The sequence below is a fragment of the Blastococcus sp. CT_GayMR20 genome (assembly GCF_004570345.1).
Genome location: NZ_SPQM01000302.1, coordinates 1 through 1348 on the forward strand (window position 1 = coordinate 1; position 1348 = coordinate 1348).

Sequence of the window (1348 nt, forward strand, 5' to 3'; positions counted from 1 at the left end):
TGACGGCTGCGACAGCTATGCCGCTCGACGGCGCAACCTAGCTTGCCGCCCGCTCGCCCTGGGGCCGCCCACGGCCCACACGAAAGCCAGCCGCTCGACGGCGTCTGATCAGCCTGCCGAACCTGGCCCCACGCCGGACCCGACCACCGCGCTGCACCCCACGGCCGGACGCCGAAGCCCCCGGCCCGATGACCCCTGCCCGCTACAGGTCTTGACTGGGGGGGCGAAAGCTAGCGGGCAGGGACGCCCTTCACCGTGGCGCCCGGCGCGACATCGCGGGTCACCACGGACCCAGCGCCGATCGTTGCCCCGGCCCCCACCTGGACGCCGGGAAGGATCATGGCCGCACCGCCGACCGTGGCCCCTTCGCCCAGCGTGACGTCGCCTGCGATGTTGGCGCCGAGGAACACCGTCACGTAGTCGTTGAGCACGGCGTCGTGACCGATGGTCACGCCGGCGCCCAGATGAACGTGCGCCCCGAGGGTGATCGACGACGACACGTAGGTGAGAGGCAGCACGACGCATCCAGGCGCCACGGTCGTCTCCGGCGCGATGATGGCGCCGGGGTGGATGACCGAGCGCGGGACCAACTCTCCCGCCTCGAGTCGCTCCACCACGCGTCGGCGTGTGGCGGCATCGCCGATGGCGACGACGAACTCCGCGCCAGGCTCGGCCTGCTCCGGGGCCAGCACGGGCAGCCCCCGAACCGTCTCGCCGGCCCGGGCGTCGTCCAGGAAAGCGACGTCGGGGTCGGACTCACCGCCGGCCGCCAACTGGTCGAAGATCGCCAGGAGCGCGTCGTAGGTCTCTCGGCCGAAGCCTCCGGCGCCCCCGATGTAGATCACCGGAGCATCATGCCGGAACCCCAAGAAGCGCGGTGGTTCGGGACACCCTCGGCGGCCGCCTCCTTCACGAAGGCGGCGAGCTTCTCGCAGCGCGCAGGAGCTTGGTCGAGCGGGAGTGGCCCGAGGTCGACGTGCAGCGCGATGCCGCCTTGGTCCCTGCGGATGGTGTTGACCTTCATGCCCTCCAGCAGCACGCGCGTCACGGCCGCGCCCACTCATTCCTCCTCGTCGTCTCCGTACGGAATGGTGATCGTTGTCGAGAGCGTGATGTAGGCGTCCATGCGTCGATTCTGGGGGGGGGCGTAGTGCGCCCCCGCCGGTGGCCCTCCCCGCGCCCATAGGGGCCGCTTCGGGAGAAGTCCCGGCACCAGAGCGTGCGGTGACGGCTGCGACAGCTATGCCGCTCGACGGCGCAACCTAGCTTGCCGCCCGCTCGCCCTGGGGCCGCCCACGGCCCACACGAAAGCCAGCCGCTCGACGGCGTCTGATCAGCCTGCCGAACC

General features: G+C 71.4%; 2 protein-coding genes. Both read right to left on the reverse strand.

All coding sequences use genetic code 11. The annotated features are described in order from the left end of the window. Positions 1 to 230: 230 nt before the first annotated feature. The gene (locus E4P40_RS27545) at positions 231 to 845 is read right to left on the reverse strand and encodes a NeuD/PglB/VioB family sugar acetyltransferase (protein WP_245160636.1); all 615 of its coding nucleotides are present in this window, start codon (positions 843 to 845) and stop codon (positions 231 to 233) included. Continuing rightward, entirely contained in the window at positions 842 to 1060 is a 219-nt protein-coding gene (locus E4P40_RS29250; RefSeq protein WP_245160637.1) for a hypothetical protein, read from the reverse strand. Before E4P40_RS29250 ends, E4P40_RS27545 begins: the two co-directional genes overlap by 4 nt. Positions 1061 to 1348: the final 288 nt, after the last annotated feature.